The sequence below is a fragment of the Streptomyces sp. NPDC088746 genome (genome assembly GCF_044751065.1).
Lineage (GTDB): Bacteria > Actinomycetota > Actinomycetes > Streptomycetales > Streptomycetaceae > Streptomyces.
In genome coordinates this window covers 768,199-788,012 of record NZ_JBIVLA010000004.1, presented here as the reverse complement: position 1 = coordinate 788,012, position 19,814 = coordinate 768,199, and the positions used below count along the sequence as shown (strand labels likewise).

General features: G+C 71.1%; 17 protein-coding genes. 4 read left to right on the top strand and 13 right to left on the bottom strand.

The genetic code is table 11. The features are described from left to right. The 3 genes from ACIP63_RS22435 to ACIP63_RS22425 all read right to left on the bottom strand — a co-directional run. Positions 1 to 371: ATP-binding cassette domain-containing protein (locus tag ACIP63_RS22435; RefSeq protein WP_401518232.1), on the bottom strand; the 371-nt coding region annotated here is incomplete at its 3' end. Between the two features lie 80 nt (positions 372 to 451). Further along, complete coding sequence (locus tag ACIP63_RS22430; RefSeq protein ID WP_401518229.1) at positions 452 to 1,294, bottom strand: DUF4097 family beta strand repeat-containing protein; 843 nt, start codon at positions 1,292 to 1,294, stop codon at positions 452 to 454. A gap of 82 nt (positions 1,295 to 1,376) precedes the next feature. Next, positions 1,377 to 1,895: a YlcI/YnfO family protein gene (locus ACIP63_RS22425; RefSeq protein WP_401518226.1), complete on the bottom strand. Its 519-nt coding sequence runs from the start codon at positions 1,893 to 1,895 to the stop codon at positions 1,377 to 1,379. A 406-nt stretch (positions 1,896 to 2,301) separates the two neighbouring features. On the opposite strand from ACIP63_RS22425, the gene ACIP63_RS22420 reads away from it, so the two are divergent. Next, positions 2,302 to 2,700, top strand: coding sequence for an SAV_915 family protein (locus ACIP63_RS22420; RefSeq protein WP_401518224.1), 399 nt, complete (start codon positions 2,302 to 2,304; stop codon positions 2,698 to 2,700). An 18-nt stretch (positions 2,701 to 2,718) separates the two neighbouring features. Further along, the gene (lysA, locus tag ACIP63_RS22415; RefSeq protein ID WP_401518222.1) at positions 2,719 to 4,080 is read left to right on the top strand and encodes a diaminopimelate decarboxylase; all 1,362 of its coding nucleotides are present in this window, start codon (positions 2,719 to 2,721) and stop codon (positions 4,078 to 4,080) included. A gap of 131 nt (positions 4,081 to 4,211) precedes the next feature. Here the strand turns inward: lysA and ACIP63_RS22410 are convergent, their stop codons facing one another. From ACIP63_RS22410 to ACIP63_RS22375, 8 genes are read right to left on the bottom strand one after another with little or no spacing between them, the layout of a single operon-like run. Then, positions 4,212 to 5,381, bottom strand: a complete 1,170-nt coding sequence (locus tag ACIP63_RS22410) for a hypothetical protein (protein WP_401518220.1) — start codon at positions 5,379 to 5,381, stop codon at positions 4,212 to 4,214. 55 nt (positions 5,382 to 5,436) lie between these two features. Further along, positions 5,437 to 6,471 carry a 2-hydroxyacid dehydrogenase gene (locus tag ACIP63_RS22405; protein WP_401518218.1) on the bottom strand — a complete coding sequence of 345 codons (1,035 nt, stop codon included), beginning with the start codon at positions 6,469 to 6,471 and terminating at the stop codon, positions 5,437 to 5,439. Next, a complete protein-coding gene (locus ACIP63_RS22400; protein ID WP_401518299.1) occupies positions 6,468 to 7,091 on the bottom strand; it encodes a histidine phosphatase family protein in 624 nt (207 codons plus the stop codon). The genes ACIP63_RS22405 and ACIP63_RS22400 overlap by 4 nt, the downstream gene beginning before the upstream one ends. Beyond that, on the bottom strand, positions 7,091 to 8,584 hold the full coding sequence (locus ACIP63_RS22395; protein WP_401518215.1) for an FGGY-family carbohydrate kinase: 1,494 nt from the start codon (positions 8,582 to 8,584) through the stop codon (positions 7,091 to 7,093). The genes ACIP63_RS22400 and ACIP63_RS22395 overlap by 1 nt, the downstream gene beginning before the upstream one ends. Beyond that, a complete protein-coding gene (locus ACIP63_RS22390) occupies positions 8,581 to 10,092 on the bottom strand; it encodes an FGGY family carbohydrate kinase (protein WP_401518212.1) in 1,512 nt (503 codons plus the stop codon). The genes ACIP63_RS22395 and ACIP63_RS22390 overlap by 4 nt, the downstream gene beginning before the upstream one ends. A 4-nt stretch (positions 10,093 to 10,096) precedes the next feature. Then, complete coding sequence (locus tag ACIP63_RS22385; RefSeq protein ID WP_401518210.1) at positions 10,097 to 11,347, bottom strand: sugar ABC transporter permease; 1,251 nt, start codon at positions 11,345 to 11,347, stop codon at positions 10,097 to 10,099. Continuing rightward, on the bottom strand, positions 11,344 to 12,192 hold the full coding sequence (locus ACIP63_RS22380; RefSeq protein ID WP_401518209.1) for an ATP-binding cassette domain-containing protein: 849 nt from the start codon (positions 12,190 to 12,192) through the stop codon (positions 11,344 to 11,346). Before ACIP63_RS22380 ends, ACIP63_RS22385 begins: the two co-directional genes overlap by 4 nt. Positions 12,193 to 12,225: 33 nt before the next feature. Then, positions 12,226 to 13,296: a sugar ABC transporter substrate-binding protein gene (locus ACIP63_RS22375; protein ID WP_401518206.1), complete on the bottom strand. Its 1,071-nt coding sequence runs from the start codon at positions 13,294 to 13,296 to the stop codon at positions 12,226 to 12,228. Positions 13,297 to 13,567: 271 nt separating this feature from the next. Here ACIP63_RS22375 and ACIP63_RS22370 point away from each other — a divergent pair, with 271 nt between their 5' ends. Then, a complete protein-coding gene (locus ACIP63_RS22370; RefSeq protein ID WP_401518298.1) occupies positions 13,568 to 14,356 on the top strand; it encodes a DeoR/GlpR family DNA-binding transcription regulator in 789 nt (262 codons plus the stop codon). Positions 14,357 to 14,792: 436 nt separating this feature from the next. Here ACIP63_RS22370 and ACIP63_RS22365 read toward each other — a convergent pair whose 3' ends face one another. Further along, on the bottom strand, positions 14,793 to 15,719 hold the full coding sequence (locus ACIP63_RS22365; RefSeq protein ID WP_401518204.1) for an alpha/beta fold hydrolase: 927 nt from the start codon (positions 15,717 to 15,719) through the stop codon (positions 14,793 to 14,795). 303 nt (positions 15,720 to 16,022) lie between these two features. Continuing rightward, positions 16,023 to 19,184 carry a discoidin domain-containing protein gene (locus tag ACIP63_RS22360; protein ID WP_401518202.1) on the bottom strand — a complete coding sequence of 1,054 codons (3,162 nt, stop codon included), beginning with the start codon at positions 19,182 to 19,184 and terminating at the stop codon, positions 16,023 to 16,025. Positions 19,185 to 19,439: 255 nt separating this feature from the next. On the opposite strand from ACIP63_RS22360, the gene ACIP63_RS22355 reads away from it, so the two are divergent. Beyond that, entirely contained in the window at positions 19,440 to 19,811 is a 372-nt protein-coding gene (locus ACIP63_RS22355) for a hypothetical protein (RefSeq protein WP_401518200.1), read from the top strand. Positions 19,812 to 19,814 lie beyond the last annotated feature (3 nt).

The following is a 19,814-nucleotide window of genomic DNA, read 5'->3' as shown; positions in this document are numbered from 1 at the left end:
GAGAGGTGGTGCAGGTCGGCCATGAGGAGCATGTTCTCCTCGCCGGTGATCAGGCCGTCGACGGCGGAGAACTGCCCGGTGACACCGATCGCGGCCCGCACTGCCTGCGGGTCCGCGGCGAGGTCGTGGCCCGCGACCTGCGCCTGCCCGCCGTCCGCGGTGATGAGCGTGGAGAGGATCTTCACGGCGGTGGTCTTGCCCGCGCCGTTCGGACCGAGCAGGGCGAAGACGGACCCCGCCGGGATGTACAGATCGATGCCGTCGAGGACGGTCTTGTCGCCGTAGGACTTGCGCAGACCGACGGCGGAGACGGCGGCGGGCGACTGCGCGCGGGTCTCTCGATTGGACGTGGGCATGACAGACGAAGGCATGGAGCCCTCCCGTTCGAAGGGTGAAGTGGCACGTGGCCGGGGCGTGGTGGGCGAGCAGACGTGACCGGTGTTCAGGCCGTTCAGGCCTTGGCGCGGCGGATGTCGATGTTTCCGTGCCGGGTACGGGCGCGGATCTTGACGGTGTCCTCGGTCCCCTCCGGGGCGTCGGAAGCGGTGAGCGCGTTACGAACCTGGCCCGAGCCGGAGTTGACGTCGAGCCAGGCGGCCGTGCCCGCGCGGACCCCGATGTCGATGGCGCCGTAGCTCGTCTCCAGCTGGGCTGTGCCGCGCGCCACCTCGCCCACGCGGAGGGTGCCGTGGGCGGTGGTGGCGGTGACCGAGTCCTCGGCGCGCCGGATCTCGATGTCGCCGTTGGCGCCGCTCACCCGGACTTCGCCGGTCACGGCGTCGACGGTCGTGGTGCCGTGCGAGTTCTTCAGGACGGCGGGGCCGTCGACGAGGCCGACGCGCAGGCTGCCCGAGCTGGTGGTGATCTCGGCCAGGCCCTCGACCCGGTCCACGCTGATCGAACCGTGGGAGGCCTTGAGCCACAGAGGGCCGGTCGTGTCGAGGCGGACGTCTCCGGACGAGGTCTTCACCCGGACCTCACCGAGCCGGCCCTCGCCGAGCACCTGGGCCCAGGCGCCGGTCATGTCGATGCGGGAGCCCGTGGGCAGTTCGACGGTCACGTCCACGGTGCCGGTGCGGCCGAGCAGGTTGGCCTTGGGCGTCCTGACCGTCAGTGTGCCGCCGGCGTACGTGATCTCGGTCTGGTCCGCCGTCCGCACGTCCATGTCCTTCTTCGGGTCACGGGGCACGACCGCGACCACCGTGTCGAGGCGGTCGCCCGCGGTGAACTGGATGGAACCGGCCTCCACGTGTGCGGAGACAGAGATCGATTCGGGAGTGTCGAAAGAAGGCATGGCTGTCCCGTCCTCTTGGGTCTTCAGGGCGTCCCCGCTGGTGGGACGTGGTGTGGGTGAAGCGGTGCCGGTTTGGGTGCGCTCAGCGCACCCAGCCCGTGAAGCTCTGTCCGACGGTCCGGGTCTTCTCCGTCGTGCGCGGCTGTGCGCCGCCGTCGGCCGCGGCAGACACGGCGCGGACCACCCACGCGTTGACCGACAGGCCCTCGCGGGCCGCTGCCTCCTCCGCGCGGGTCTTGAGGTGGGCCGGCAGGCGCAAATTGACGCGGGCGGTGCCGCCCTCATCGCTGTCGGCCCCGGCCGGGGGTCCGGAGGATTCGAAGGGTGCGGACGGTCCCGTGGAAGCGCCGCTGTCGCCGGGCGGCGGTGTCACCACGAAGTCGGGATCCAGCCCGCGCAGCCGTACGTCGACCGAGCCGGGGGCGAGTTCGCGGGTGATCTCGTCCATCGCGGCGGAGAGCACGTTGAGCATGGTCAGCCGGATCGCCGACTCCAGGGGAGCGGTGAGCCTCTCTGCCAGCTCGCGGGCTTCGTCGCCGCCGGCTTCGGCGGCCACCGCCAGGTCGCGGCGGATGGTGTCGACGTACGGGGTGAGGTCCATGACGCCATCATGGCACCTTCATGGCGCCAAGCGCAAGGGTGGAAAGGTGTTGCTGGATCTGCATGACATTGAAACCGCTCTGACCTGCGAAGATGGCGTGGCGCCTGTGGCGGCTGCGGTGACGCCATGTGTGTGCATGCGTGGTAGGTGGCGCGGAGTGGCGCCAGGTGGTGCCGAGTGGCGCCACCTGGTGCCAGGCGGTGCGGAGGATGTCAGGTCCAACCGGGCACACACGACGCGACGGACGGGACCGGAAGGCTTCGTCAATGAGGCGTCAAGGGTCGGGCGTGCGGAGTCAAGGGTCCGCTAACGGATACCTCCGGCCCGCTGGGGGCGGGCATAGCGTCCTCGGTGTGCCCCCGGCCGCCCGTGGTCCGGGGATGTGTCCGTCTCCATGAGGAGTGCCATGAACGACAGCCAAGGCCTCGACGACCCCGACCCCCTTCAACCGTTCCGGACCGGGGCGTTGTTCGTCCCCGTCCGGCAGGGGCCCGCGGGCTGCTGCGCCCGCCTCTTCCGTACTCCCCTCGGTGCCCGTACCGCGGTCGCGTTCACCGACGAGCGACGGCTGACACTCACCCTGGGGCGGCGGCAGACCTGGATCCGGCTCTCCGAGCCGGCGGTACGCGCCCTCGTCGCGCCTCTGGGAATCGTCGACCTCGTCGTCGATCCGCTGCTCGCAGCCCCAGGGCCCCGTGACGCCTCCACCGCCGGATTCGCCCGCCGTCCGGCCGGGGATCCACGCCCGGCCCGCCCGCTCCGCCCAGCCGCCGCGCGGCCGCTGTCTCCTGCGTCCACCTCTTGACCCGCTGGGGGGAACACCATGACCACAACACTGCCCGGACCGCCGGCCACGCCGCAGGCCGCTTCCGTTCCGCCGGACAACGCCGCGAGTCTGTCCGTCTGGCCCGCTTCGGCGCGACTCGCCCCCCGGGGCGATGTCGCGGTGGGCGGCGTCTCCCTCGTCGAGGCGGCCGAGCGGTTCGGCACCCCCGTCTACCTCCTGGACGAGGGGGAGGTGCGGGACCGCTGCCGCGCCTACGTGCGCGCCTTCCCGGACACCGACGTCGTCTACGCGGCCAAGGCATTCCTGTGCCGTGCCCTCCTGCGCTGGGTACGGGAGGAGGGCCTCGGCCTGGACGTGTGCTCCGCGGGCGAGTTGGAGCTCGCCGTCACCAACGGCTTCCCTCCCGAGCGCATCGTGATGCACGGCAACGCCAAGAGCCCGGACGACCTGAGCGCCGCACTGCGCCTGGGCGTCGGAAGGATCGTCATCGACAGTGCGTGGGAGATCGCACGGCTGTCCGCGCTCGTTCCGGACGGCGCCCGCCAGAAGGTGCTGGTGCGCGTGGTCCCCGGGGTGAGCGCCGGCGGTCACGCGGCGATCCGTACCGGCACGGACGGCCAGAAGTTCGGGCTCTCCCTCACCGACGGAAGCGCCCAGCACGCCGTCGCCCGCATACTCGGTCAGCCGCGCCTGGACCTGGTCGGACTGCACTGCCACATCGGTTCGCAGATCAGCACCGTCAAGCCCTACCTGACCGCGCTCCGGCGGATGGTCGGGCTGCTCGCCCAGATCAGCCACCAGCACGGGGTCGCCCTGCCGGAGCTGGACATGGGAGGCGGACACGGCGTCGCCTACCGGCCGGGGGAGACCTCCCTCGACATCGCGGCACTCGGCGCGCGCATCCGCCGCGAACTGGCGTCGAGCTGTGCGGCGGCCGGTATACCCGTGCCCCGGCTCACCATCGAGCCCGGTCGCGCGGTGGCCGGTCCCGCAGGCGTCGCGCTCTACAGGGTGCTCGCCGTGAAGAGGACGGGTGACAGCCTCTTCGTGGCCGTGGACGGCGGAATGAGCGACAACCCGCGGCCCGCCCTCTACGGCTCCCGCTACGCGCCCCGGCTCATCGGCCGCCGTTCCACCGCCGAGCCGTGCACGGCGACCGTCGTCGGACGGCACTGCGAGGCCGGCGATGTGCTCGCCGCCGGCGCGGCCGTGCCGGGTGACATCCACCCGGGCGATCTCCTGGCCGTTCCGGTCGCCGGTGCCTACCACCTCTCGATGGCGTCCAGCTACAACGCGGTCGGCCGTCCCCCGGTGGTCGCCGTCCACGAAGGCCGCGCGCGGATCCTGATACGCCGCGAATCCCTGGCCGACATCAACGGCCGCGACATCGGGCTGTGAACCATCGACGGAGGTTCGGCGGGACGGGTGCTGGTGGAGGCCGCCACCCGGGACGACGACCTCCTGGCTGTCGGGACGGGGCCGCGCCGACGGCAGCACGACCGTGCCGTGAGGGAAGGCCGTGCGGCCCCTCAGCCGAGCGGCTCGAAGGGGCCCGGGGGTTCGCCCGTCCAGCGGTGCAGGCGGATCGCGCCCTCCTGCTCGACGACGCCGTCCTTCTCCACGGCCCGGCCCTCCGCGACGTAATAGCGGCCATCGCCCAGCGCGTCGAACCCGTAGCTGCCGTGGAACTCCCAGCCGCGGATGCCGGTCGCCTCGTCGCGCAGGCCGGCCTCGCGGAGGGTGAGGAGCCTGCCGGTCTCAGGCGTGGGCTGCCCCTCGATCTCTCCGCGCACCGGCGCGGCGGAGCCGTCGACCGTGAAGAACGAGTAGTTCGGGAAGCCCTCCTTCCTGCCCTTGTATACCGCCATGATCCAGTTCCTGGTGTACGGGTCGTACTGGAGGTTCTGCACGCCGTAGGTGGTGTTGCCGGTGCGGACGAAGAACTTGCCGTCATGGTGCCGGGGGCCGCTGTGGTGCGGGGCGTCCTGGGAGAGAGGTCGTGCGTACCTGCCCCAGGCCCTGATGTCGTACTGCAGGATCACCTGGTGGTCGTTGTCGGCCCGGCCGGTGTGGGAGTAGACGCCGTACGCGACCTTCAGCGTCTGCCTGCCGCCCCGCTCGCCGAACTCGGGGCCGAACGACACCCCGTCGATGCCGCTGCACCCGTAGCGGTGGTCGAGGGTGTCGGCGGTGTCGCCGTCGAAGACGCCGTTGCCGTCCATGTCGGCGGTGAAGTCCTCGGCCACCTCGTCGAGATGGACCGCGGTCACGACGCCGTCCCGCTCCGCGTTCATCCCGACCCGGTCCATCTTCCGAGCGTCGAACACGGCGATGTAGAACGATTCCGCCGCCTTGTACTCGAGCGATCCGTAGACCCTGCCGTCCCGCTCGTCGACGTCGATGTCACCGAGGTGGCCGGTGAGGCCCTCGACGGTCCCGAGGACCTTGCCGGCCAGGTCGGTCTTGACCAGCTGCTGGGTGAACGACCAGTAGACGAAACCGCGCCCCCGGTCCACGGTCACGCCCTGGAGATGGCTGGTCGGCCACGCGCCCCCGTAGACGTAGGACGGCAGCCCGGGCGGTCGGCCGCCGCGGTCGCTCCCGGCGGCGACGCCGGGGGAGGGGGCGGCGAGGAGGAGGGCCGGGACGCCTATCCCGGCGACGAGTACGGTTCGGAACATCCGGAGCTTGCGGCGCACGCGGTTTCCTTTCCACGGGAACGTGGGACTTGCTCCAACTCCCTTCGTACGTCCGTCATGACCAGGTCCGCAGCACCTCCGGGTTCGCACAGTGGGCCGGGGCGCGGCCGGCCAGGAAGCGGGCGACCTCAGCGGCCACGAGGGCCGACGCGTTGTGGGCGGTCTGCTTGCTGGCGCCCGCCAGATGCGGGGTCATGACGACGTTGGGGGTACGCCGGAACCGGGAGCCGGGCGGCAGCGGCTCCTCCGGGTAGACGTCGAAGGCCGCGCCGAAGAGGCGGCCCTCGTCCAGGGCGTCGCAGACGGCGTCGTAGTCGAGCAGGGAGCCACGGGCGCAGTTCACGAGTACGCCGCCGGGCGGCATGAGCCCGATCATTTCTCGGGAGAGCAGGCCCTCGGTCTTCGGAGTGGCCCGGGCGTGCACGGTGACGAAGGACGAGCGGCGCATCAGCTCGGGGAGGTCCACCCGCTCCGCCGGTCCCAGGACGGCGTCGTCGGCGTACGGATCGGCGACCAGGACACGCGCGCCGAAACCCTGGACGATCCGGGCCACCCGGGAGCCGATGGCGCCGTACCCCACGATGCCGACCGTGCCGCCTTCCAGCTCGGGTCCGACGCTGTCGTAGCGGTAGTAGTCGCCCCGCCAGACGCCCGCCGTGAGGTCCTGATGCGTGGCGGGTACGCGGCGGGTGGCGGCCAGCATCAGGGCGACCGTGTGCTCGGCGGTGGCGGTGGCGTTGCGGCCGGGGGCGAAGGTGACCGCGACACCGTGCCGGGTGGCCGCCGTGAGATTGGCGTTGACCGGGCCGCCCCGGCCGACGCAGAAGAGACGGAGCCGTGGGCTCGCGTCGAGGACCCGCTCCGTCAGCGGTGCCATCTGGGTGACGCAGATGTCCACCCCGTCCAGGGCCTCGATGAGCTGGTCCTCCGTGCCGGAGGCCTCGTGGACCTCGGCCACCGCTCCGAAGGGCTCGACGGGCCAGGGCAGGGTGAGTTCACGGAAGGTGGCCTCGGGCGCCACCGGCCGGAGACGGTCGGTGAAGAGGGAGTTACGGACGAAGTGGTCGCCGGCCGCGAGGATCGTGGTCACTCGGGTACTCCTGGGGTCACGTGCTGGTTCAGCGCCAGCAGCGAGGGTGTGCCGTCTCGGAGGATCAGTTCGTTCAACGCGCAGTTGGCCAGGTAGGGGAAGACACGGCGGTAGTCCCGGAGCGGAATGCCGAGCAGCCGGCAGAGGGCGAGCCGGATGGCGGTCGAGTGGGCCACGACGAGGACACGTCCCTCCTGGTGACCGGCCCGCAGACCGGCGAGGAAGCCGGCGTACCGCTCGCTGACGGCGACGGGATCCTCCCCCTCGGGAAAGTGGTTCCCGACCGGGTCGGCCTCGAATGCCTTGAGCGCGCCGGGCAGGCGCTCGCGCATCTCGGCGCGGGTCATTCCTTCGGCGATGCCGAAATCGAGCTCGCGCAGCCGTGGTTCGAGATTCAGCGGCAGACCGGCGCGGGCCGCGCTCCCCTCCGCGGTCTGCCGGCAGCGTCGCATCGGTGAGGACCACACCGCCGTGAGATCCGCCCGGCCCGCCCAGGAAGCGAGCCCGGCGGCCTGGGCGCGGCCGTGCTCGGAGAGAGCGATGTCGGTGGCCCCGGCGTAGCGGTTCTCGGCGTGCCAGACGCTCTCCCCGTGCCGTACGAGGAAGACATGGAGGCTCATCATGCGGTCCCTTCTCGTGCGTGGGCCGCGACGGTCCCGGGCAGCCAGCCACGCTGGACCAGCAGATCGAGCAGCCGGGCGTAGCCCTCGTCATGCGCGGATCGGTCCGAGGTCCGTGGCTCCAGCACCCGGTCGGGCCGCACCATCGCAGTGGCGGCACGGTCCAGACCGCCCGGATCCCCGCAGGCGGATGCGGCGAGAACGGCCATGCCGAGGGCGGGCTGGGCATGGCGGGGCAGGGACACGGGCCGGCGCAGCACATCGGCGCGGAGCTGGTTCCACACCGGGTTGCGGGTCGCGCCGCCGGTGAGGACGACGGTCCCGTCGGTGGGGGCACCGAGCAGGTCCACGTAGTCGAAGCAGAGGCGTTCGAGATAGGCGACGCCCTGCATCAGCGCGGCGAAGTCCTCGGCGCGGCCCGCCGGTTCCCGGCTGCGGAACGCGACGGCCTCCGGGGCGACGAAGGGGAATCGCTCACCCGGTGAGACCAGCGGGTAGCGCAGCAGCCCGGTGGGCAGCAGAGGCGCCGCCTCGTCGGTCAGCAGGTCAAGACCGACGCCGGGGAACTCCCGGGCGACCAGGCCCGCACCGGTGCTGGAGGCCCCGCCGGGCAGCCAGTGGCCGGAGGGCGAGCGGTGGGAGTAGACGACACCGTTCGGGTCGTGCAGCAGTTCCTCGGTGACACCCTTGAGCACGAGCGTGGTGCCCAGGACCGAGTTCCAGCTTCCCACCGCGGTGGCCCCGGAGCCCAGTTGGGCCGCACAGCCGTCCGTCATCCCGGCGACCACGGGAATCCCCGGGACGAGCCCGCACTCCGCCGCGGCACCGGCGCAGACCTCGCCGATCAAGGTGCCGGGCAGCACCAGACCGGGCAGGACACCGGGGGGGATCGCCAGCGCGGCGAAGACCTTCTCCGGCCATGACACCGTCGCGGCGTCGGCCCCGGACTTGAGGGCGTTGCTGGTGTCGGTGGGTACCTCGTGCCCGACGAGCCTGCGGTTGATGACGTCGTTCTGGTGCGCCAGGCGCCAGCCGTCCGCCACCGCGTGCGGATACCGGTCGAGCAGCCAGCGGAGCTTGGGAAGCCCCCAGGAACGCTGCATCCGCCGGTAGCCGGCCTTGGCCCACTGCTCCTCGCCGAGCGCGTTGACCTGCTCCGCCTCCACGGTCGCGCGGCCGTCGTCGTACATGAGACCGGGGGCGGCGCACCTGCCGTGCCGGTCGGTCAGCGTGACTGTTCCGGAGGTCGCGTCGACGGCCACGCCGCGGATGCGGCGCGGGTCGGCGCCCGCGGCGCAGGTCTGCCCCACGGCCGAGCAGACCGCACGCCACCACTGTTCCGGGTCCTGTTCATGGCGCTCGCCCCGCCGGTTGCTGGTCAGCGGCGACGACCCCGACCCGAGCAGCCGGCCGTCCGAGGCCACGGCGACCGCGCGGACCCCCTGGGTGCCCAGGTCGATGCCCAGCCAGAGATCCTGGCCGGCGCCGCTCACGCGCCCGCTCCGCCGACGAGACCCACGCCGTCGCGTCCTAGCGCCCAGATCGGCCGGTGCAGCTCCCGCAGCCGGACGAACTCCTCGTAACGAGCACCCACGGAACGGCCCTTGGCCGGGTCCGGCTCGCAGGTCGCGGAGATCCGTACGTGCCGTGCCGCCGCGGTCGCGAAGTCGGGCTCGCGGCCGGTCGCGACCATGCCGGTCAGCCAGGCTCCCCGGGCCCCGGTCTCCGCGTCGGCGGGGATCGCCACGGGGAGGCCGACCACATCCGCGATCAGCCGCGTCCAGTACGGGCTCCGGGCGCCGCCCCCACTGAGGGTCAGCAGCTCCGGGGTGGCCGCGGAGGCGGCCAGACAGTCGCGGATGGCCATGGTGGCGCCCTCCACCACCGCCCGGGCCACGTCCTCCCGGCCGCTGTCCAGGGACAGGCCGGACAGGGAACCGCGCGCTCCCGGGTCGAAGAACGGGGCGCGTTCCCCGGCCGAGGAGACGTAGGGCAGGAACCGCACTCCGGCCGTGTCCTCGGCACCGCGCTCGGCCAGGGCCATCAGGTCCGCGACCGAATCGAGCCCGAGGAGCCGTGCGCCCCAGTGCAGCATGTCGCCGCCGCTCATGGTGGGGAAGGCGCGCAGGTAGTGCCCGGGGACGCCCAGGGTGACGGTGATGCCCACCGGCTCGTCGGTGAGCACACAGCCGGCCGAGTCGGTGACGATCTCGGTGGACAGCGTCGTGCCGAGCACGGTGCAGGCGCGGCCGGAGCTGACGGCGCCGGAGCCGATGGCGGTGGCGCAGATGTCGTAGGGGGCGAGCACCACCGGGATGCCCTCGGGCAGCCCCGTCGCGGCGGTGGCGGCGGTGCTGAGCGCGGTCACACGGTGGTCGTCGTCCCGCAGCCCGGGCAGCAGGTCACGGGCCCACTCCACGCCGTACAGCTCGAACAGCCGGTCGGACCACGTACGCCGCCCGATGTCCAGGAAGGGCGCCGACGCCTCGGACTCGTCCACGGCCGCTTCCCCGGTGAGCTTCAGGAAGAGCCAGCCGCCGCAGGTCAGCAGGTGGCGGGAGCGGCGCGTCCGGTCCGGGTCGTGCTCCCGCATCCAGGCCAGCACGGCGTTGGGCATGCCGGTGGACAGCCGGGAGCCGCAGATCCTGAAGGCCTCCTCCAGGGTGCCGTCGCGCTCCCACCCGGTGACCAGGTCGGCGGCCCGGCCGTCGTTCCACAGCACGGCGGGGCCGGTGGGCCGGCCCCGGCCGTCGACGAGCCATGCCCCGTCGCCCTGCCCGGTGACAGCGACCAGATCGGGCGGCTCGGGCAGCGCGGCCACGACTTCGCGGACGGCGGAGACGACCGCCTCCCAGACCTGGTCCATGTCCTGCTCCGCCAGACCCGGCCGGGGCCGCAGCACCCGCGTCGGCCGGTGGCAGACCGTCAGTTCCCTTCCGTCCGAGCCGTATCCGACCACCTTGACCGTGGTGGTGCCCGCGTCGATGGCCAGCGACGTCATGCCCTCAGCCCCTTCCGTGCGCCTGCCGCGAGCGGCGGGCGGCGGAGTCCAGGGCGACGGCGACCAGCAGCACGCAGCCCGTGATGATGAAGCGGTACGAGGAATCGAGATTGAGCAGGGTGAGCCCGCTGGAGATCGACTGGATGACGAGCACGCCGAGGAGGGCGGCGAACGCGGAACCACGGCCGCCGAAGAGGCTGGTCCCGCCGATCACCGCCGCGGCGATGGCGTTCAGGTTCACGTCCGAGGTGCCTGTGCTCTGGTTGGCCGCCGCGAGACGGGCGGCGGCCAGGACCCCGCCGGTCGCGGCGAGGGTGGAACACATGACGAACGCCGCGGTGTACACGCCGCGTACGTCGATACCCGCCCTGCGGGCGGCCTCCGCGTTGCCGCCCACCGCGTACAGGGACCGGCCGAACCCGGTCCGGGTGAGGACGTAGTGCAGGACCAGGACCAGGACGACGAAGAGCACGAACATCCACGGCACACCACGGGTGCGGTTCAGGTAGTACGCCGCGAACAGCAGCGCCGCCGCCAGGGCCAGCGACTGGACCGCCAGCCAGCGCGGCGAGACGGACGACAGCCCGGCACGGCGGCGGCTGCGGGAGCGGGCCAGGCCGACGGCGAGGAAACCGCCGGCGGTCAGAAGCATGAGGGCGTAGGCCAGCGCGTCGGGGACGAACCACACCTGGGCGAACTTCACCAGGGCGGAGTCGTACGGCAGATTGATGGCGTTCTGGCCGCGCAGCAGCCAGAGCTGGGTGCCGAGGAAGGCGAGCAGGCCACCGAGGGTGACGACGAAACTGGGCACGCCGAAGCGGTTGAGTATCTGCCCGTAGACCCAGCCGATCAGCGCACCGACACCGGCCGCGATCAGGACCGCCAGCCACACCGACTGCTCGTGACGGACCATCACCACGCCCGTCGTGGCGGCGGCGACCCCGCTCACCGAGCCGACCGACAGGTCGATCTGGCCGACCAGCAGGACGCACACGATCCCGAGAGCGATCACACCCAGGGACACCATGTCGAAGGACAGGTTCACGAGGTTGGTGCTGGACAGGAAGGTCCGGTTCAGCGACTGGAAGATCGTCCAGATCACCACGACACCGGCGACGACCGGCAGCATGCCCAGGTCGCCGGACCGTGCCCGGCGGACCGTGCCCCGGACGCTGTCCCGGAAACCGTGCCGCGCCGCCGGAGGCTCGTCCTGCGGGGCGGTGGCCGCCGCCACCGGAGAACCGAGAGAGGTCACGACTGTCCCTCCTCTTCCCGAGAAGCGACCGCGCGGCGCGCGGCACGCTGCGAAACGGCATTGTCGGAGGCGCCGGTGATCGCGGCGACGACCTCCTCGGACGACACCTCCCGGGCGTCGAACACACCGTTGTTGCGCCCGAGCCGGAGCACGGCCACCCGGTCGGCGACCGCCCGGACGTCCTCCATGTTGTGGCTGATCATGACGACGCCCAGCCCCTTGCCCCTCAGCCGCTCGATGAGGTTGAGCACCTCCGCGGTCTGCGCGACACCGAGGGCTGCCGTCGGTTCGTCGAGCAGGACGACCTCCGGCCAGCCGAGCAGGGCCCGGGCGATCGCCACCGTCTGCCGCTGACCACCCGAGAGAGCGGCCACCGGGACGTCGAGCGTGGGGATCCTGGCCCTCAGCTCACGCAGCAGTTCCCAGGACCGCTTCTCCATGGCGACGTCGTCCAGCATCCAGGGGCGCAGCTCCTGGCCCAGGAAGAGATTCGCCTTCACGTCGAGGTTCTCGCACAGCGCCAGGTCCTGGTAGACCGTCGCGATACCCAGCGCGTGCGCGGCGCCCGGGGAGTCGAACGAGACCTCCCTGCCGTGGAAGGAGACCGTCCCCGCGTCGGGCGCGTACACCCCGGAGAGGATCTTCACGAGCGTCGACTTGCCGGCGCCGTTGTCCCCGACCACGGCCACCACCTCACCGGCCGCGACGTCGAGATCGATGCCGCTGAGCGCGGCGACCGCGCCGAACTGCTTGCTCACACCCCTCAGCGACAGCACGACCGTCCCGTCCGTTCCCGGGCCCGTCCCAGGCGGACCGGAGGCCGCCGGGATCGCGGAGCTCGTCATGGGTCCCCTCTCTCGCTCCGGCACAGGACGCCGCTACTCGATGCCCAGACGCCGGCAGTCGTCGGCGTACACGCGGGTGCAGACATCCGCGGGCTCGAGCACACCGCCGGGGCCGAAGATGACCTCCTTGACGTTCTCCCGCGTTACCACCGTCGGTTCGAACAACCGCGAAGGCGTGTCGAAGAGCGTCGAGTCCCCTTCGGGCTTCTCACCCTCCATCAGCTGATGGGCGGCCTCCGCCGCCGCCTCCGCGACCGTCTTGATGGGCTTGGAGATGGTGTTGTACTGGTCGCCCGATACGACGCGCTGGACCGCCGCCAGCTCGGCGTCGTTACCCGTGACCGGAGGGACCTTCACCTCGGCGCCCTTGAAGGCCGCGATCACTCCGCCCCCGGTGCCGTCGTTGGCGGCCACCACGCCGGCGATCCGGCCGGGGTACTGGGCGATCTGCCCGCTCGCCCACTGCTGCGCCTTCTCCGGTGACCAGTCCGGCGTGTCGTACTCGGCGAGCAGTTCGAATCCGCTGCCGTCGATCGCCTTGTGGATGCCCTTCTTGATCAGCCCGGCAGCAGCGTCGGTCGGAGACCCGTTGACCTGGAGCAGTCCGCCCTTCGCTCCCGTCTTCTCGAGGCGGCCGACCAGCGACCGCCCGATGGATTCGCCGATCGCCTCGTTGTCGAACGAGACATAGAAATCCGCGGCCTTCTTGGTCACCGGGCGGTCGTAGGCGATGACCTTGACGCCCTGGGAATGCGCCATCTGCACGATGGTGGACGCGGAATCGGAGTCGACCGGGTCCAGCACGATGACCTTGGCGCCCTGCGCCATCGCGGAGTTGGCCTGCTGCTGCTGCAACGAGGCGTCACTGTCGGCGTTCTGATAGATGACCTCGCATTCCTGGCAGAGCGCCCCCATGCGCTTCTTGAAGAGGGGGGCGTCGTACTGCTCGTACCGGGTGGAGGCGAGGTCAGGCATCAGGAACGCGACCTTGCCCGGGCCGCTGCCCCCGCCGGAGCCGGCCGTGCCGCCGGGCTCCTCCGCACACGATACGAGCGCGCCCATGGCGAGGATGCCGGTGAGAGCGAGACGTGCCGGTCTTCTCATGTTCCACTCCCTGCGCATCGACACTGAAGGCAACGCTCAGGAAACTCAGATGTTTCATTTGTGTCAACGGACCGCAGTAATTGAACAATTGCTGTGCTGTTTCCCCGGCATTCGATGTTCGCTCGGCGTTTCGGGATCACGGCATGCGGGGTGCGGACTCCGGCCGACGGCCTTCGTTCCGCAACGGGGCCCCGGCGGCGGCAGGGGATGTGCACTTCACAGAAAACGAACAGGAGCGCCCGTGGGAGCAGAGGACCGGCAACCGGCCGACATGAGCGGCAGGAAACCCCGCGAGCGGAGGGAGCGGATCAAAGCCCGTGTCGTTGACAGGGGTTTCGTCCGGATCGAGCAGCTGGCGGACGAGCTGGGCGTGACCGCCATGACCATCCGCCGGGACCTCGACCACCTCCAGGACCGGGGCTGGCTGAGAAAGGTCCGCGGGGGCGCGACCGCACAGCCCTCGACCGCCTTCCACGGCGACGTACGCCACCGTGCCCGCGCCATGACGGCGGCCAAGGAGGCCATCGCCCGCGCCGCCCTGCCTCTGGTCAAGCCCGGCCAGGCGGTCGTCATCGACGACAGTACGACGGCTCTGGCGCTCACCCGTCTCCTGGACCGGCACGCCCCCTTGACCGTCATCACCAACTTCGGTCCCGTCACCCAGACGCTGGCCGGCAGCCCGGGCATCGAGCTCATCTCCCTGGGCGGCACCTACTACCCCGCCTACGACGCCTTTCTCGGCCTGCGCACGGTGGACGCCGTGACCAGTCTCAGCGCCGATCTGCTCTTCGCCTCCACGACCGCCATCACCCGTGGCCACTGCTACCACCAGTCGCAGGAGACGGTGGCGGTGAAGCGAGCATTGATGGAGGCGTGCGCACGCAAGATCCTTCTGGTCGACCACACGAAGTTCCGGCGGCGCGGGCTCTACCAGCTCGCCCCCGTGACCGCCTTCGACCTCGTCATCGTCGACTCGGGCATCCCGGCCTTCGACCTCGACGCCCTCCAGGCCGACGGCGTCGAGGTACTCGTGGCCCGCTCGGAAACGCCGTGGCCGTAGCCGACGGCACGTGGCGTCCGCGGCCCGGTCCAGCGACGGGGGCGGGGCCGACCGGCGCCGGGGGACGGTGGTGGCAGGAGCCCCGCGGCGCGTCGTGGTCGACGACGGCGTGCGGGGCGGGCCGCTGGGATGACGAGCAAAGTCCCGTCGGGCAGGGAGCCGAGCGGGATCTGGCGCAGGTCGCCGCGCAGGACTTCGGGCCGTGCCGTCGAGCCGTCGCCCGGGACGTCGAGGAGCAGCGTGCCGCCTGGCCCAGTACGCGCGCCGCGTCGGCGCCCTCGTGGATGAGCGCGATACCGACCCGGTGCATCTGCGGATGATCCGCGGCAGCCGCCGCCCTTCGACATCATCGATCTCACGGACCTGCACCCGTATCACCACCCCACCCGGAGAGGGTGACTGTCACGCGCGGCAGTGACCCGCTTCAGTTGGCCGGTCAGTGTTCGAGTTGGCCAGTTGGGTCTTCTGGGTCTTCTGCACGAGGGTGATGCTCTGCGGTGATCTGCCAGAACTCACGCAGAGCGCTCACGAGCGCTTCGGGCGCTTCCTCGGCAATGTGGTGGCCGGACTCGATCGGGCCGCCACCCAGCCAATCGCCTGACCAGTCCCGCCACACGTCCAGCACATCGCCGTACAGGTCCGCCATGTCGTCGCGAGTGGCCCACAACACCTGGAGCGGGCACCCGATACGTCGGCCGGACTGCTGGTCGGCGTCGTCGTGCTCCCGGTCGACGCCCAATCCGGCTCTGTAGTCCTCGCACATGGCGTGCACGGTGGCCGGGTCGTGGATGGCACGCCGATAGTCCTCGTACGCTTCGGCCCCCATGTGTTCGGGAGTGGCCTTGTACCAGGCGTCGGGGTCCGCGTTGATGATCCGTTCAGCTGGCTTGTCGGTCTGTCCCAGAAAGAACCAGTGCCACCAGCTCGCGGCGAACTTCGCGTCGCAGCGTCGCAGTGCCTCGCCGATGGGGACGGCGTCTAGCACGGTGAGAGCTGAAACCGCTTCCGGGTGATCCAAGGCGAGGCGAGCGGCTACGTACGCTCCCCGGTCGTGGCCGACAACGGCGAATCGCTCATGGCCCAGGCCTCGCATCAACGCCAAACAGTCCTCGGCCATGGCGCGTTTGGAGTACGGGCGGTGCTCTTCGTCGGTCGGTGGTTTCGAGGACTGACCGTAACCTCGCAGGTCGGGGCAGACGACTGTGTGCCCGGCGGCGACCAGGTGCGGTGCGACGCGGTGCCACGTCGCATGCGTGCGTGGATGACCGTGCAGGAGCAGCACTGCCGGGCCGCTGCCGCCATGACGCACGTGTAACTGCGCCCCGGCCCCCTCATATCGCTTCAGGTCGAACTCAGCGAACATGGACCCTCCTACGACTGTGGTGTCGCCATTCACCTGCCCCTGGATCACTCCCTCCACCCGTGTGTCAGCCGCTCTTCCCGCCGCGCCACTCAGGTGGCCGACTGACACTCTCAGCCACAGCCGCCGGGCGCGGCACCGGCGTCCTGCCCCGGCGAGGGCGGCGTCGTCCGGGAAGGTGCCGAGGGGCCGGGGCGCGTCACCGCAGGGGCCGTCCCGGCGTGCCGGCCCGCAGGGTACGGGTTCGACGGCAACTGATGCTGCCGTCGAACCCGTACCCCTGCGGGCGTGCGGCGCCATGAGCCCTTACCCGGGGAGCACGGACAGGGTCCTGAGGCGTGCGTGACCGCGGGTCCAGCCCGAGACGTCGAGCGCCACGTAGCGTGCCGTGGTGCCGGCTGTGAGGCCGGTCGCGGTGGTGCGGCCCCGCAGGGCCCCACCGGGCCGGTAGGTGACCCCGTCGTCGCTGAACTCGACGGTCGTGTGCGGGATCCTGCTCGTCGTCCACTCCGCGAGGACCCGCTCGACGGGGCGGGCGGAACCGAGGTCCACGACCATCCGGGCCTGGTCGGATCCGGGGGTCCACGACGTCTGCCGGTCACCGTCGACCGCGGCCGACGGGTCCGACATGCCCGCCGGGCGCGGTGCGTTGGGGAACGTGTCGCATCCCAGCGCGGCGTCTTCGAGCGGATAGGGGACGACGCCCCGCACCGACACCGTGGCGGTCCGGCCTCGGCGCAGTCGGACCTTCGTGCGCCGGCCGTCGCCCGCGGTCACGAACAGGTCGCACGACGGCCCGGTGAGCCGTACGGTCGAGGCGTCGACCACCTCTGCCCGGACACCGGGCGGCACCGTTTCTCCTGTCACCGGACGCAGGGTGAACCGGGCCGCGGCGACAACAGCGGTCGCGCCGCCCAGTTCGGCCGCGAAATCGGTGCCGGAGGAGGTCACCGTCTGCGAACCGGCGTAGAGGACGAGGTCGGGGCCCTGCCGGGGCAAGGCCACCACGGTCTTCACGGCGTCGGTGGAGAGGTTGAAGAGACTCAGGTGCCCGCCCGCGGTGCTGGCGTGGACCGCGGAGTTCCCGGCCTGTGGTGCCTCGCGGGACGCCGCCGCCCTCAGCGCGTCGGGGGATCCCGTGGGATGACCCTCGATGGTGAGGGCCTCGGCGGGACCGTCGGACAACACCACCGTGTCGCCGTAGACGGCGAGGGGATTGGAGCCGCCACGGACCACCAGTCCGGCCCTTCCGTCCACGGAGAGCCAGCCGCCGCTGCTCGTGAGTTCGGCCTCGGGGAAGTGGGTCAGTTCGGTCCAGTGCTCGCCGTCGCCGGATGCCTGTATCAGGTACCGGGCCGCCGCCGCGGACTCCCACGCCAGGCTGACCCGGTCGAAGGCGACGGAGCTGCCGAGGTCGACCGTCAGCCAGCTGTCCTGGCGGTTGCGTTCGGCTATGGCGACCGCCCAGCGTGTGGTGGCGTCGCCGTCCAGCACACATGCCGCCTCCCTGCCCGGCGCCGCCGACGAAGCGGTGGCGGTGGTGCCGCGGGCGAGATCGGGTCCGTCCGCGCCGTCCCGGACGGAGAACGCGTAGAGGGAGTACCCGTACTGAGGGTGTCCTGAGACGCCCTGCATGCGGAGGAAGCGGTGCGAGGCGCGGGGGAGCACGAGGGTGTCCACCCGGGGCCCGGCCCCGCCCGAAGTGTTCCCGCTGTCCTTCGACTTCACCTGGACCGAACCCTCGGCAGAGGTGTACGTACGACTGCCGTCCAGACCCGCCAGCCCCGGCATCGTCAGATTGTGAATCTGGAGGTGCCCCTCACCGACGGCCGTGCCGCTCGTCGCGTAGACGACCGCGCCGGACGGCAGGGTGGTGAAACCGGCTGTACCGGACTCGAGTTCGAGCACGGTGGCAGTCGCGTCGATACCGTCCCGGACCTTCCGGTAGGTCGTGACCGAGCGGCGCAGCACCTTGCCGCCGGTCGAAGGCAGGAACATCGGGGTGTTGCCGCTCAGTGCGAACAGCCAGTCGTCATGGGCGGGCTGCCATGCGAACTTGACGAAGCCCGGCTTGCTCACCGACGCCGCCCAGGCCGCCGGGGTCTGCTGGACCACCAGGCCAGGGCCCTCGGCGAAGTCCCGCACCCCGGATGCCTGGGCGTAGAACTCCTCGTCGGACAGCGGTGCCACGGCGCCGCCGTGCGCCGCCCGCCAGCGGTGCAGCAGATAGCTGATGGCGATCTCGGCCCTGGCCTCCGGTTCGTACTTCGCCTCGCCCGAGAACTTGGCGAGCCGGTACTCCGGGGCGTACGCCTGGTAGGGCGCCAGCCGCTTCGCCATCGCCGCCTCCGCCCAGGCGGCGGCGCGGTCCCCGGTCACCTGGGCGAGGAAGGCCAGCGGGATCACATCGCGTCCGTAGAGGTGTTCGCGGTCCGCCACCATGGGCATCAGGGGTTCGCCCGCGTCGCTCATCACCATCAGGAGAGTGCGCCACAACGGCCCCGCGTTCGGCTGCGCCGTCAGGACCTGCGGCATGGGACGGCCCGCGGTGATGAAGTGGGCGGCGTTACGGCCGGAGGTACGCCACAGCTCCTCCTGGTAGTGCGGGCCGAAGGAGTTGTGGTTCTCGACGATGAACGTGTCGTAGAGATTCGTCGCGGTGTTCGCCTGTACGGCGACTCCGTCGACCAGGGCGGGATTGGCCAGGTCCGCGGCGGGCAGGCCTGCTTCGTTCCGGGTCCACCGTCCGAAGGCCGCCGTCCACTCGTCGTGCCGGGCATCGTCGGTGGCCCAGGCGAGGCCCGGTGCGAGCGACTGTGCGTAGACGCCCATCTCCTCAAGCTTCGTGTCACCGACGAAGCCGCCCTCGAGCCCGTTCGGCGTCCAGCTGCCGGAGCCGGGATCGGTCCCGCTGCCGAGGGCGGTGGTGTACTGAGCCTGTTCGCGGGCGATCGTGTCGACATTCCGCTGCGTGGTGGCGTCCAGCTGATCCCAGAGAAGCCGCGCGGCGAGCACGAAGTACAACTGGAAGGTCGTGTCGAAGAACAACGTGCGGCCCCACTCCGTGCCTCCTGTGAGGCGATTGGAGGCGGCGAAGTGCTTGATGGTGGCCATCGTGCGGGAAAGCAGTTCGTCCTTGCCGATGCCGGCACGTCCGGGGTCGTAGGACCCCTGGGTCAGGAGCACGGCGTTGCCGAGCACGACGGCGAAGCCGAAGTCCTTGGCGGTGTAATGGCCGAGAGCGGAGTCCCATTGCGTCTCCGCCCAGCGCGTGTGCGTCAGCAGCACCTGGTAATAGGTCTCTGCGATGTCGTCCGTCTCCGAGGCGCCGTGGTGACCACCGAGGGCGGCAGCCGGATCCGCCACCGCCATACCTGGCAAGGCCAGAGAGCCGGCGGCCAACAGCCCCGTAAGGCCCGCGAGTTGGACGAACCTGCGCCTGTCGAGGGTGGTCGGGTCATCGGTCATGGGGCCCTCCGGAGCTTTGACAACGTTGTCAGGTCGAGATCGTGGTCATCCTTTCCCCTGGCTCTGTGCCCGTCAAGGGGTCTGCCTCGTTACGGCCGCACGGGGAGGGAAGGCGGCGGGGCGGCTGCCTGAAGCGTGGGCCGTGGGGTGGGTGATGTCGAGGAAGTGTGTGCGCCGGATGGCATGTGATCTTCTTATATGAAGTCGGTGTTAGCCTGCCTGCGGTCAAGATCGAACGCATACGGGGGAGACGCGGTGGGCTTCGACGGCTACCAGGCCAAGGCGGGTATGACCGGCCAGGCCCTGCAACTCGACGACGCCGGTACGGATATGGACGGCGTCAGCTCGGCCGTCAGGTCCCGCACCAGTTACTCGTACGACGAGGCCGGCGGCGATGACGCCGCGTCGGCGCTCAACGCGTTCGTCAAGGCATGGGAGGCGGAGGCCAAGACACTGGCATCGGCGTTGCACGAGCTCGGTGGCAAGGTGCAGCTGGCCAAGAAGGCCTACGGCGGTACCGACGGTCTGGTGAGGACAAGCGTGTCCGGTGTCTCCGTCGATGACGTGAGCAGGCCCACCGTCGCACCGACGCAGGGCGGGCGCAGCTCGGTCCTGTCGAGCTACTGAGGA